The sequence below is a fragment of the Pelagicoccus enzymogenes genome (assembly GCF_014803405.1).
GTDB lineage: Bacteria > Verrucomicrobiota > Verrucomicrobiia > Opitutales > Opitutaceae > Pelagicoccus > Pelagicoccus enzymogenes.
Window position 1 is genome coordinate 322,977 of the sequence record NZ_JACYFG010000002.1, and the last position, 13,262, is coordinate 336,238.

General features: G+C 58.7%; 7 protein-coding genes. 6 read left to right on the forward strand and 1 reads right to left on the reverse strand.

Annotated elements, in window-relative coordinates; all coding sequences use genetic code 11:
* Positions 1 to 31 precede the first annotated feature (31 nt).
* From IEN85_RS01085 to pyk, 3 genes are all read left to right on the forward strand, one after another.
* The gene (locus tag IEN85_RS01085) at positions 32 to 1,462 is read left to right on the forward strand and encodes an ATP-binding cassette domain-containing protein (RefSeq protein ID WP_191615214.1); all 1,431 of its coding nucleotides are present in this window, start codon (positions 32 to 34) and stop codon (positions 1,460 to 1,462) included.
* A 100-nt stretch (positions 1,463 to 1,562) separates the two neighbouring features.
* Entirely contained in the window at positions 1,563 to 2,354 is a 792-nt protein-coding gene (locus IEN85_RS01090; RefSeq protein WP_191615215.1) for an MBL fold metallo-hydrolase, read from the forward strand.
* Between the two features lie 116 nt (positions 2,355 to 2,470).
* Positions 2,471 to 3,934 (forward strand): pyruvate kinase, encoded by a 1,464-nt coding sequence (gene pyk, locus IEN85_RS01095; RefSeq protein ID WP_191615216.1) that lies wholly within the window; start codon positions 2,471 to 2,473, stop codon positions 3,932 to 3,934.
* 126 nt (positions 3,935 to 4,060) lie between these two features.
* On the opposite strand, the gene IEN85_RS01100 is transcribed toward pyk, so the two are convergent.
* Positions 4,061 to 5,473: a hypothetical protein gene (locus tag IEN85_RS01100; protein WP_191615217.1), complete on the reverse strand. Its 1,413-nt coding sequence runs from the start codon at positions 5,471 to 5,473 to the stop codon at positions 4,061 to 4,063.
* Between the two features lie 210 nt (positions 5,474 to 5,683).
* Here IEN85_RS01100 and gdhA point away from each other — a divergent pair, with 210 nt between their 5' ends.
* The 3 genes from gdhA to IEN85_RS01115 all read left to right on the forward strand — a co-directional run bounded on the left by gdhA (position 5,684) and on the right by IEN85_RS01115 (position 13,260).
* Positions 5,684 to 7,021 carry an NADP-specific glutamate dehydrogenase gene (gdhA, locus tag IEN85_RS01105; protein WP_191615218.1) on the forward strand — a complete coding sequence of 446 codons (1,338 nt, stop codon included), beginning with the start codon at positions 5,684 to 5,686 and terminating at the stop codon, positions 7,019 to 7,021.
* A 432-nt stretch (positions 7,022 to 7,453) separates the two neighbouring features.
* Positions 7,454 to 11,026 carry a CRTAC1 family protein gene (locus tag IEN85_RS01110; protein WP_191615219.1) on the forward strand — a complete coding sequence of 1,191 codons (3,573 nt, stop codon included), beginning with the start codon at positions 7,454 to 7,456 and terminating at the stop codon, positions 11,024 to 11,026.
* 65 nt (positions 11,027 to 11,091) lie between these two features.
* On the forward strand, positions 11,092 to 13,260 hold the full coding sequence (locus tag IEN85_RS01115) for a thioredoxin domain-containing protein (RefSeq protein ID WP_191615220.1): 2,169 nt from the start codon (positions 11,092 to 11,094) through the stop codon (positions 13,258 to 13,260).
* Positions 13,261 to 13,262: the final 2 nt, after the last annotated feature.

Sequence of the window (13,262 nt, forward strand, 5' to 3'; positions counted from 1 at the left end):
TACCCCTGCCGCTCAAACAACGTTCACACACATGCTCATCCGCGCCTTGCACACAGCTCAACTCAACATCCACGACTGGCGACTGGCTCCAGACGAGACCTGGTGCGTGCTCGGCAACAACGCCTCGGGAAAAAGCCAGCTCGCGGCCGCGCTTTGCGGCGAACCCGTGGCCGGCCAAATCGAAATCGAAGATGCCCCCTCGAGAGCGGCCTGGGTCGGCTTCGAGACGCTGCAATCGGACTACGAGCAGCAACTCGCCAACGACGAAACCGATTTCCTCGATCGACTCGACCATGGCTCCACCGGACTCGAGATCCTGCTCGAATCCGGGGCCTCAGAAACGGAAATCCGCGAACAAGCAGAACGCTTCGGCATCGCCCCCTTGCTCAACCGCGGATGCCGCCTCTTCTCCAGCGGCGAACTCAGACGCGTGCAAATCCTCGCCCACTGGCTGGGCAAGCCCGACTTGCTCATCCTCGACGAACCCTTCGACGCCCTCGATATCCAAGCTTACGCCGAATGCTCCACCCTCTTCGAGTCCTTGATAAAAAGCGGCCAACGAATCCTCTTGCTCGTCAACCGCATCGAGGACGTCGCTCCCTGGAGCAGCCATCTCGCCGTCTTGCACAATGGAAAGCTCGCCGCTACCGGCCCCCGCTCAGAGGTTTTGCAAGCACCCGCTCTCGCAGCCCGGGCCCGGAGCGCCCCATCCGCTCAAGTACGACTGCCCCCTACGCTTCGACCAGGAGCCACAAGCTTCTCTCCGCTTGTTAAGCTATCAGATGCATCTATTAACTATAGTGGCGTATCCCAATTCGAACGCTTCGATTGGACGCTCAATACGGGCGATCACACTCTCATTACCGGACCGAACGGCTGCGGAAAGTCCACGCTGCTGGCGTTGCTAACCGGCGACCATCCTCAGTGCTACAGCAACCAAATCGAGATATTCGGCTACCGACGCGGCAGTGGGGAAAGCATTTGGGACATAAAGCGCCACATCGGCTACGTATCGCCCAGCCTGCACCGCGACTATCGCGTGAGCTGCAGCGTGGAAACGACGGTGCTCTCCGGATTTCACGACAGCATCGGCCTCTACCAAGCCTCAAACGCCCAAGAGCTCGCCACCGCACGCCAGTGGTTATCTCTTTTCGAGCTCTCGAAATACGGCCAACGTCCCTTCCGCTCACTGTCTTACGGACATCAGCGACTCGCCCTCATCGCCCGCGCCCTCGTCAAGCAGCCCGCCCTCGTCATCCTCGACGAACCCACCCAAGGGCTCGACGACCTGAACCGCCACCTCGTGCTCGCCTGCCTCATGAAATTGGCATCGCTAAGACACAGCACGCTGCTCTTCGTCAGCCACCGCGAGGACGAGCATCTTCCGCTCTTCGAAAAGCGGCTCCATTTCGAAGCGACCCATCGGGAAAGCCCACGTTTTCGCATCCGTAAGCTCAGCTAATTTCCGCTTAACGGTTACAGCCGCGCGGCCTCGCCTTCATTTTTAGGTTCCATAATTCGGATCTCTAATACCTAATCCCGCCCAAAATTTCCTCATGACCATGCAATTCTCCATTCTAGGTAGCTCCAGTTCCGGCAACGCCGGCCTGCTGCTCACGGAAAATTGCAAGGTCCTCATCGATGCCGGCTTCAGCTGCAAGCGCCTCTGCGGCATGCTCGAAGAACGCGGCGTCAAGCCCGAGGAAATCGACGCCATCTTCGTCACCCACGAGCACAGCGACCACACGGCAGGCATCTCCACCTTCGCTAAGCGATTTGGCCCCAAGGTCTTCGCAAACCCGCTTACCGCCAAGGCCCTCCAGCCCAAGCTCAAGAACAAGCCAAACTGGGCCCTCTTCCAGACCGGCGCCCAATTCGAGTTCCGAGACCTCACCGTCGAGAGCTTTTCCATCCCCCACGACGCCCACGACCCGGTAGGCTTCACCTTCACCTCCGGCCGGGGAGACGACCTTTTCTCGCCTATCAAGCGAATGGCCTGGGTCACCGACCTCGGCTTCGCGCCCCGAAACATAGCCCAGCGTATCCAAGACGTAGACACGCTCGTCGTCGAATCGAACTACGACGACCAAATGCTGCAGGACGACACCCGTCGCCCCTGGGCCCTCAAGCAACGGATCAGCGGCCGCCACGGCCACCTGTCCAATTCCGCGGCCAAGGACCTGCTCTCCTCGATCGAGCGCCCCCGATGGAACCGCGTTTACCTCGCCCACTTGAGCAGCGACTGCAATAGCTCCGCTGCTGTCGACACTACCTTTGCAGAACTGCGCCGCACGGCGCCCTTTCAAATCGAAACGATCCATTCAGGCGGAGGCAGTGCCCTCGCCGCCGTGTAGGACCCACCTACGCTCGATCGTGACCGTGGCGCGCAAACGCCACATCCCACACCTTGCCTTAAGCGGCAGCGGTGAAAACCTAAACAAACTCTCTTCACACTCAGAACTCATACATCATGTATCAGGACTCACATCGCATCCCTCGACGTACGAAAGTCATCTTTACCATCGGTCCCGCTACCGACAGCGAAGAGATGCTCGAAAGCCTCATCGGCAAGCATTACGTCGATATCTGCCGCATCAACATGGCGCACGCTAACCACGACTACGTTCGCACCGTAGTCCGCCGCATCCGCAAGGTGGGAGAGCGTCTCAACCGCCATATCCCCATCATGATGGACGTAAAAGGCCCCGAAGTCCGCACCGGCGACCTGGAAGCTCCCATCGAGCTCGAGGAAGGCCAAATCTTCGACTTCACCATTAAGCCCGGAGGCGAAGACGCGCGCGGCAGCAGCGGAGAGGAAATCCGCTCCGTCGACGTCAACTACGCCGAACTCATCAACGACGTCGAAGTCGGATCCATCGTTCTCGTGGACAACGGTCTCATCCGCCTCGAAGTCCTCGAGAAGATCAACAACCGCATCCGCTGCAAGGTCCTCATCCCAGGCGAGCTCACCAGCCGTCGCCACATCAACCTCCCCGGCGTCAAGGTCAACCTCCCCGCCCTTACCGAGAAGGACCGCAACGACACCCGCGTGGGAATCGAGGAAGGCGTCGACTTCTACGCCCTCTCCTTCGTGCGCGAGAGCTCCGACCTGCAACTTCTGCGCGACTTCCTCGACGCCAACGGAGCCCACCGCTCCCTCATCATCGCCAAAATCGAAGACCAGTCCGCCATCACCAACCTCTACAGCATTGTGCAAGACTGCGACGGCCTCATGGTCGCTCGCGGCGACCTCGGTATCGAGTGCCCCTTCGAAACCTTGCCCACCATCCAGCGTAAAGCGGTCAAGGCCTGCCTCACCCTTGGCAAGCCCGTCATCATCGCCACCCACATGCTGGAATCGATGATCAGCAGCCCGATGCCCACTCGCGCCGAAGTCTCCGACGTGGCAAACGCCGTACTCGAAGAGGCGGATTGCGTAATGCTCTCCGGCGAAACCACCGTTGGCCAATACCCTGAGCAATGCGTGGAGGCCATCACCAAGATCTCCACCGAAGTCGACCGCAAGGGAGAAAAGACAGGCTTTGCCAGACACTTCTCGCTCAACAGCGACAAGGCGAAGATCCAGCACTCCGCCGTGGTCATGGCCAACGAGCTCAACGCGGTTGCCATCATCTGCTTCACCCGCAGCGGCAACATGGCAAAAGGCGTTTCTGCCCTCCGCCCCGAGCGCTCGCCCATATTCGCCTTCTCGAATTCCCACGACACCATCAAGCAGCTGCGCATGCACCATGGCGTCATCCCCTTCGAGATGATCTTCTGCACCGAGCCCGACGCCACCGTCAGCCGCGCCATGAAGCACCTCAAGAAGATGGGCTACCTCATCCCCGGCGACAAAATCGTGGTCGTATCCGACATCCTCGCATCCGACTCCGTCATCGACTCCATCCAGCTCCGTACCGTATCAGCGGACTAACGGAGGGACGCGGTCCACCGCGTCCGCAAAAGCGCTTCGAATTCTCCAACGCGAGCCCGACAGGCTCGCGTTTTTTTGTCACCCATGGGAGCGAGAATCCGCAATACGCCGTCCACACACCCGCCACTAGAAATGGTGCACGTAAAAGCCATGCTTCGTCCGGCTGCCCACCGTATAGTGGGCCGCGGCAAACAGGAAGGGCAGCCAAATAAGAAGCTGCAAGGTCCACGGCATCGACCAAACCTGCGTGTCGCCAAAAATCCGATACGCTCCAAAATAGGCGAACACCGAAAGGCTCGCCACCCGAAAGACGTAGTTGCCGCTACCCACTCCCACGATCGCCAAAAGCAGGAAGCTCCATGGGTAAATGGTCGTCGCCAAAGCAATCGTCCAAACCAGATAAAAGGACATAAATCGCTCCAAACTCTCGCAAGTGTGCACCATGCAAATGGTGGCGATTCCCAATATCGAGAGGAAGATCATGGGACTCAAGGAAGCGCCGGAGACGAACGAAACCATGGCCGGAATCAAAGATATGCTGCGATCTCCAAGCCCAAACTCAGGCGCCACGATCTTCGAGAAGTCGACGTTGAGCGAGATCGATGCCCACATCAAAGAGAGCACCAAGGGAGCCGCCGCAAAGACGAGCGCCACCAAGCCGGCTCGAATCCCCGAACGCTTGAGCACGTGCCAAACCAGCCAAAGCAGGCCCGGCACCATCAACACGTTCATGGCAGCCCCGATCCCCATAAGCAAAGCGGACACGCACACCATCTGGCCCAAGGCGCTGCCAATGCCGCCAGACGCTTTGATCACCGAGACGCCGCCCTTTTGGTCGATCCAAAAGTCCCAAATCAAATAGCCCGCTACGAAGGGCAAAAGGTAGAGGCAGTAGTCGATGCCTAAACCACCCACCGAGTAGATAACCAAGGGGTTCCAAGCGTAGAGAGCTGCCCGGTCCGCCCCGAAGCGCAAAGCGAAAAGCAAGCAGAGGGCAAGGTCGACAACCACCAGCAATGACTTGAACCAGTCCTCCGGATTCCCGATTTCCTCGAAAGCGCTGTATACCCAAAGCAAGCCGGGCAAGTAGCGCGAGGGCGATTGCTTGTCCGGAACCGACTCCCAATTCTCGCCGCGAAACGGAACCAGCCTCTCCTCGTTGGGAGCCAATTCGTAGGGATTGTGCTCCGCTTCCAAAATCTTGGCGTCCCACAAACGCCGATTCAGCAAGTCCCCCGTCTCCACCGGCAACAGAGCGATACGAGCTACTGCCGCCACCAAGAGCATCAACCAGGTCAGGCGCTTGGCAAAATGCCAAGAGAGCAAGTACCCCAGCGCGATGAAACCAAAGCTGATCTGAAATTTGGATACGTTTTCCGGAAGCCCCAAATCCGAAAATCCCACCAAGCGAAAGCTCCCCAACAGCACCAGAGCCGCCGCCAAGAACGGCAACACGTAGTCACGACGCTTCGTCCGGTAAAACGAGCCGTTTCGAGAATTGCCTCCCGGTTGATTAAAGACTGCCGAATTCCCACGCATAAAGGGCTAAGAATCAAAGGGCTGCCAACTTGGGGACGACAGCCAGCCCCAACTCTTAGCATTTCCGCGATGCACTCAAGCAATATGCGGTTTGATTCGTGTAATAAGAAAATAAAAGCGTAATTTGAGCTTACTCCTTTGTAGTCGGCCACTTGCGATCCCGAGCCCACAGACTATGCTGTAGGGAGAAAGCGACAACCCCGCCCTGAAATGAGTACCTATCTGAAACGTTCCCTCGACACCCTCTCGGAGCGCAATCCGGCACAGACCCTCTTCATGCAAGCCGTCACCGAGGTCTTCGAATCGCTCGAACCCTTGCTGGCAGAGATTCCAGACATCCAGGCCAACGCCATCCTCGAGCGCATCTCCGAGCCGGAACGGCAGATCATGTTTCGCGTCGCATGGGTCGACGACCAAGACCGTATCCAAGTAAACCGTGGCTACCGCGTCGGCTTTTCTTCCGCTCTCGGCCCCTACAAAGGAGGCATGCGCTTCCACCCCACCGTCAAGCTCGACGTCATCAAGTTCCTCGCCTTCGAGCAAATCTTCAAGAACAGCCTCACCGGCCTCGGAATCGGCGGCGGCAAGGGCGGTTCCGACTTCGACCCCAAAGGCAAATCCGACGGCGAGGTCATGCGCTTCTGCCAAGCCTTCATGAGCGAGCTCTATCCCTACCTCGGCGAGGGCACTGACGTGCCCGCAGGCGACATAGGCGTCGGAGCAAGGGAGATCGGGTATTTGTCGGGCCAATACAAACGGCTCACCAAACGCTTCGCCCAAGGCGTGCTTACCGGCAAGCAAGTCGGTCTCGGAGGATCGCTGGCCCGTAAAGAGGCCACCGGCTACGGCGCCGTCTACTTCGCCGCTGAGATGCTCGCCACCCGCAACGACAGTCTCGAAGGCAAGAACTGCGTCGTCTCCGGGTCCGGCAATGTCGCCATCTACTGCGCCCGCAAGATCTGCGAGCTCGGCGGCAAGGTCATTGCCATGTCCGACTCCGGCGGCAGCATTCACGATCCCGCCGGCATCGACCTCGATATCGTCACCTCCTTGAAGGAAGTCGAACGCGCCCGCATCCAAGAGTATTCAAATCGTCGACACGGCTCCAAGTACTTCGAGGGCCAAAAGGTCTGGAACTTCCCCTGCGATATCGCTTTCCCTTGCGCCACGCAAAACGAGCTGAACGCGGAGGACGCCAAGTCGCTGCTCGACAACGACTGCATCGCCGTCGTCGAAGGCGCCAACATGCCCACCACGCCGGACGCCATCGCGCTGCTGCGCAAGAAGGACGCCCTCTTCGCCCCCGGCAAAGCAGCCAACGCGGGAGGCGTCGCCGTATCCGCTCTCGAAATGCAGCAAAACGCCGCCTTGCAAAACTGGAGCTTCGCCCAAGTCGACGAACGCCTCAATGCCATTATGGCCCACATCCACAAGGACTGCGTCTTCTACGCCAACAAGTATCGCCGCCCCGACGACTACGTCTTCGGGGCCAATGTAGCTGGCTTCCTGAAAGTCGCCGAGGCCGTCAAAAGCTACGGCGTGACCTGACTGTCGCTGCGGGAAGCAGCCTCCTGCCTCGATTTCCGAAAACGCCTCCGGCTCAGATCGAACGACTCGTGTCCACAAGTCGGATACGTCCTTTCAACTCCGGGACCAAAGCTGCCTAGGCTTGAGGAGAATGCCTCTGATTCCTCTAGCCTCTCCAGCGCTAGGTTCGACCAGCCGAAATTGGTCGCCGAAAATCGCCGTCGAAATCCAGCTGGAGCATTGAAGTGGATTTTGCCGCCACGGTTTTTAACCGTTGAAGCGTGTCGCAGATTACCCTCGAGATGGCCAGTCTCCCATGGCGTCCAACTATTAACGTTCCTTAAGGCCTCACTCCCTCAAATTCCTATGTCAAAAGATATAAGGGAATGTTCTTTTCCCCAGTCGAGAGCCCTGTAGTCTCGATAAAACTACCCCCAATACTACCTACCCGTCATGAAAAAAGTCCCCTTGATCCTTGCTGGACTGTGGTTCCCCGCATCCATCTATGCCACCTACCAAAGCCTGCCTTTCGCTCCGTCCAGCGTGCCAGCGGCAGACACCCTCTTCACGCAGCTGACGCCGAGCGATACCGGCCTCCAAGGAAAAAACGCCTACGCCGACCCCGAAATGTGGGGAGAAAAGTACAGCGAATTCCAAGGTGGAGCGGTAGGGACTGGCCTAGCCGTGGGAGACGTCGACGGCGACGGACAAGTCGACCTCTACGCCGTCCACAAAACCGGCCCCAATAAGCTCTACCGCCAAGTCGCTCCCCTGAAATTTGAAGACATCACCGATCAGGCGGGCGTTGCGGGAGGGACCTCCTGGGGTACCGGTTCGACCTTCGCAGACATCGACAACGACGGAGACTTGGACCTCTACGTCTGCCAGTTCGACGCCCCCAACCTCCTTTTCATCAACGACGGCCGAGGTCGCTTCACCGAGGCCGCTGCCGCAGCTGGCCTCGACCTGCAATCGGGCAGCGTCATCGGCGCCTTCGAGGACTACGATCGGGACGGAGATCTCGACCTCTTCCTTCTCACCAACGTCCTCGACGCCACCGAGCATCCTGAGGGCGAACCCGATTACCTCTTTCAAAACCAAGGCGACGGCACCTTTAAAGACGTTACCCATTCAGCCGGGATCGCCAACGACCGCGGCAAAGGCCATTCCGCCACCTGGTGGGACGCTGACGGGGACCTCTGGCCGGACCTATACGTCTCGAACGACTTCGAAGGGCCAGACCACCTTTACAAAAACAACGGAGACGGCACCTTCACCGACATTACAGACCTCGCCCTCCCCCACACCGCATGGTACTCCATGGGCTCCGACTTCGGCGACATCAACAACGACGGCCGCCTCGACCTACTCACCTCCGACATGGCCAACACCACCCACTTCAAGTCGAAGGTCACCATGGGAGACATGGGGGGCTGGGTCGATTTCTTCGACGCGCAAGTCACGCCCCAGTACATGAAGAACGCCCTCTTCCTGAACTCCGGAACCCATCGCTTCATGGAAGTCGCAAAGATGACCGGACTTTCCAGCACCGACTGGACCTGGTCCACCCGATTCGAGGATTTCGACAATGACGGCTGGCTGGACTTGCACGTCACGAACGGAATGGTGCGCTCTTTTACCGACTCGGATATGGTCAACAAAATCAAGGCCCTCCAGTCGAAACGCCAAATCATCGCGCTCGTCAAAAACAGCCCCGTTCTGCGCGAAAAGAACTTGGCCTTTCGTAACGACGGAGCAGATACGCTGCACTTTTCCAAAGTGACCAGCGAGTGGGGCCTCGAGCACGAGGGCGTTTCCTTCGGCTCCGTCGCGGCAGACTTCGACAACGACGGCGACCTCGACCTCGTGTACTCCAACTACGAGGACGAGCTCTCCTTCTACCGCAACGATAGCCAAGGAAATTCCCTCATCGTCGAATTGGCAGGCTCTCGCAGCAATAGCCAAGGCATCGGAGCCCAAGTCATCGTGGAGAGCAGCCAGGGCACCCAGATTCGAAAGCTCACGGTCGCTCGCGGCGTGCTCTCCTCCTCGCAGGCCATCGCTCACTTCGGACTCGGCTCCGATACGGCTGCAAAATCCGTGACGGTCCACTGGCCAAGCGGAACCGTGCAGAGCTTCTCCGCCGTCCCCGCCAAACAGAAAATACGTATCCAAGAACCAACCACAGGAGCCACCGCCCTCCCAGCCAAGAGAGCCGTAAATCCTGTTTCTGGACTGTTTACGGAGAGCGCCAAGGAGCTTGGACTCGATTTCACGCACAAGGAGGAGACTTTCAACGACATGGTTCGCCAACCCCTGCTCCCTCACCGCATGAACACACTCGGAGGCGGCATCGCTATCGGCGACGCCGATGGCGACGGTGACTCCGACATCTATTTCTCAGGCGCGGCAGGACAAACCGGAGCCCTTTACCTGAACGATGGCAACGGCCACTATACCGCCGACGCGCGCGAACAACCTTGGTCCCGAAAAGTCCAGAGCGAGGAAATGGCTCCTCTTTGGATCGACATAAACCGCGATGGGGCCCTCGACCTCTACGTTTCTTCCGGAAGCGTGGAAACCGAGGCGGGAGACCCTTCCTTGAACGACTCGCTGTATCTAAACGATGGACACGGAAAGTTTAGCGAAGCGGACAGCAGCATCTTCAGTCCTGTCGCGACCAGCAACTCCGTCGTGGCAGCGGCGGACTACGACCGCGACGGCGACCTCGACCTCTTCGTAGGCGGACGGGTCGTTCCCGGAGAGTACCCGAGAGCGCCGCGCAGCGCCTTGCTTCGCAACGACGAAGGCACGCTCGTTGACGTTACCGACAGCGTTGCGCCCGGACTCGCCGACTCCGGCATGGTGACCGCAGCCCTCTGGACAAACGCCAATGGAGACGCGTCGCGCGACCTGCTGGTGCTGGCCGAACTCGAAGCCCCCAAATACTATCAAAACGTCGGCGGGAAGTTTGCGGAAACGCCCTACGACAACGGCCTCAAGCACTTGAAAGGCTGGTGGAACTCGCTCGCAGCTGCGGACGTGGACAACGATGGAGACATCGACTACATCGCCGGGAACCTCGGTCTCAACACCAAGTACAAAGCCAACTCGGACCACCCCTTCCGCATCTACTTCAACGACTTCGAAGGCAGTGGAAAGTGCAACATCGTCGAGGCAAAGTACGAGGGCGACAATCTTCTCCCCGTGCGCGGCCGTAGCTGCAGCTCGCGGGCCATGCCCTACATCGCTGAGAAGTTCCCCACCTTCCATGACTTTGGGGCAGCCAGCCTCGAAAGCGTCTACGCGCCGGAAAAGTTGCAAGAGTCGCTGGTCAAGGAAGCCACCGAACTGGGCAGCGGTATCTTCATCAACAACGGGAAGAACAAGAAATTCACCTTCAAGCGCCTTCCCCGCATCGCTCAGACTGCCCCCATCTACGGAATCGCTGCTGCCGATTTTAACGGCGACGGAAACATCGACCTCGCCCTCGCCCAAAACTTCAACGGCCCCCAAGTCGAAACGGGCCGCTACGACGGCGGCATCGGACTCCTCCTGCTGGGCGAAGGCAATGGCGAGTTCCGCGGAACGGAGGCCAACGAGAGCGGCATCTTCATCGAAGACGAAGCCCGTGGCATGGCCGTGGTGGACCTCAACGCGGACGGCTGGCCAGATCTGCTGACAAGCCGCCCCAACAACCAAGCTCAAGCCTACCTCAATGCGGGCGAGCAACAAAACCAGTCCCTCGCGCTGTCCTTCCACTCCCACATCCGGGGCAACCCCCAAGCCCTCGGGGCCGAGATCCTCGTCACCTACTCGGACAAGACGAAACGGGCCTTCGAGCTCACCGCCAACTCCGGCTACCTCTCCCAAAACGAGGCCAGCATTTTTCTTGGCTTCAATTCTCAGCGAACCCCAGAAAGCGTGCAAGTCGCATGGCCGGACGGAACGCGCAGCCAAGCCTTGATCGATACGCAGCAACGCAAGCAACTCATCGAGCAACCCACGAGCTTGGTTGCTCGCTGAGCGAGAGCTCCCTTCGAACTTTCCCCCTTGCTGGCCTGTCCCCGACAGGCCAGCCTCGTATCTCCATGCTTCGACTAATCGCGCTTACCCTCCTCGCTTGGCCCCTCTGCCTTGGCGCAAATCGCCTGAGCGACTCGCAATCCCCCTACCTGCTGCAACACGCCGACAATCCGGTGGACTGGTATCCCTGGGGTCCCGAGGCCTTCGAGAGGGCAGAAGCCGAGAACAAGCTTGTCTTCATCTCCATCGGCTACTCCACCTGCCACTGGTGCCACGTCATGAATCGCGAGTCCTTTTCCGACGAGGAAATCGCTGCGTATCTGAACGACAACTACATCTGCATAAAGATCGACCGCGAGGAGCGGCCCGACATTGACAGCGTTTACATGAATTTCGTGCAAAACCTGACCGGCACCGGAGGCTGGCCATTGAACGTTTGGCTTACCCCCGACAAAAAGCCCTTCTTCGGCGGCACCTACTTTCCGCCGCAGGATGATCCCAGACGCGGACGCGGTTTCCTGCAGATTTGCAAAGACATTAACGGTTTCTGGCAAAACGATCCCGACGGCTTGCTCTCCCGCAGCGAGAGCATCGTCAGCACCCTTAACGCAAAAGACGGAGCCCAAACGAGCGAAGCAGACACCACTGCTATCTCCATCGACCGCATCGCCGACGCGATCTCCGCCCATCTCTTCGCTTTCGACGAGGATAACAAAGGCTTCGGACGAGGCGAGAAATTCCCCAGCGCCAATACCCTGAGCTTCCTGTTGCGCTCCGCCGCCACAACCCAACTACATCCCGAGGACCGCGAGACCGCGCGACGGATTGGGCTTGAGACTCTCGACGCCATCATCACAGGAGGGATTCGCGACCATCTAGGAGGTGGCTTCCATCGCTATACCGTGGACGCCGGGTGGAAGCTGCCCCACTTCGAAAAGATGCTCTACGACCAAGCCATGCTGGCCAACGCCCTCATCGACGCTTGGCAGCTTACCGGAGAAGATCGGTACAAACAGGCGGCAACCGAGACGCTCGACTACGTCAGCCGCGACCTGCGCGACCAGCGTGGAGGCTTCTACAGCGCCGAGGACGCCGAAAGCCTCGACCCCGAAAATCCGAGCCGCAAGCGAGAAGGCGCCTACTACCTTTGGACGCACCAAGACTTCGAACGACTGTTCCCCAACGAAGCCCAACGCGCTTTCCTCATCCAATACTTTGGCGTCAAGAAAGCCGGCAACGCGCCCTACGGCAACTTTCCCAGAGAAATCTTCGAAGGGTACAACACGCTTCGTATCCTAGTTTCCACTTCAACTCCAGAGCAGCAAGAATGGCTACAAGACGGCCTTGCCATCTTGAAGTCAGAACGGGCGACACGAGCGCGCCCACATTTGGACGACAAGGTTATCACATCCTGGAATGGCCTTGCCATCTCCGCCTTCGCTCGAGCTGGACTCGTTTTCGAGCGACCGGATTACACCCAGGTCGCCAGCGATGCGGCGCAATTCATCCTCCAGGAACTCTACGATGAAAACTCCCAAACGCTCTACCGCCTCTTTCGCCAGAACACCTCACCCGTGACCGGATTCGCCGAGGACTACGCCTTCTTAGTCGAAGGACTACTCGATCTCTATGAAGCCACTGCAGATCACCGTTGGATCCAGAAAGCGAATACGCTGCAAGACGCCCAGGACGCAAAGTTTGCCGACCAAGAGGAAGGAGGCTACTATCTCTTCGAATCCACCGAGGACATCGTCTTCAACCGCAGCAAAAGACCTTCCGATTCAGCTCTTCCCTCACCCAGTTCCGTCGCCGCTAAAAACTTGGCTCGCCTTTCCCAGCTCTACGACAGCGAGATACGACTGAAGCAAGCGGAGACTGCGATCGCAGCGTTCGGGGCCGACCTGCAGCGTTCCGGATCAAATTTCCCTACCCTTCGTGAAGCCATCCTCTACGTAGCCAGGAAACCACTACAGATAGTGATCGCCGGGGATCCCGAATCAGACTCCGTGAAAACGATGTTGAGCGAAGTGAACCGACGCTTGCTGCCAGCTCGCATGCTCATCTACGCCGACCAAGCGGACGGACAAGCGTTTCTCGGCGAACACCTAGAGTTCATCCAAACCGCCAGGTCCTACGACAATCAAGCCACCGTTTTCGTCTGCGAAAATTTCGTCTGCCAAATGCCCACCGAAGACCAGAAGGTCCTTGCCCAGCAGCTCGACGCCAAACGCTGAAG

Coding starts and splice junctions, on each gene's coding strand:
- IEN85_RS01085 (WP_191615214.1), top strand. CDS start 32: ATGCTCATCCGCGCCTTGCACACAGCTCAACTCAACATCCACGACTGG.
- IEN85_RS01090 (WP_191615215.1), top strand. CDS start 1,563: ATGCAATTCTCCATTCTAGGTAGCTCCAGTTCCGGCAACGCCGGCCTG.
- pyk (WP_191615216.1), top strand. CDS start 2,471: ATGTATCAGGACTCACATCGCATCCCTCGACGTACGAAAGTCATCTTT.
- IEN85_RS01100 (WP_191615217.1), bottom strand. CDS start 5,473: ATGCGTGGGAATTCGGCAGTCTTTAATCAACCGGGAGGCAATTCTCGA.
- gdhA (WP_191615218.1), top strand. CDS start 5,684: ATGAGTACCTATCTGAAACGTTCCCTCGACACCCTCTCGGAGCGCAAT.
- IEN85_RS01110 (WP_191615219.1), top strand. CDS start 7,454: ATGAAAAAAGTCCCCTTGATCCTTGCTGGACTGTGGTTCCCCGCATCC.
- IEN85_RS01115 (WP_191615220.1), top strand. CDS start 11,092: ATGCTTCGACTAATCGCGCTTACCCTCCTCGCTTGGCCCCTCTGCCTT.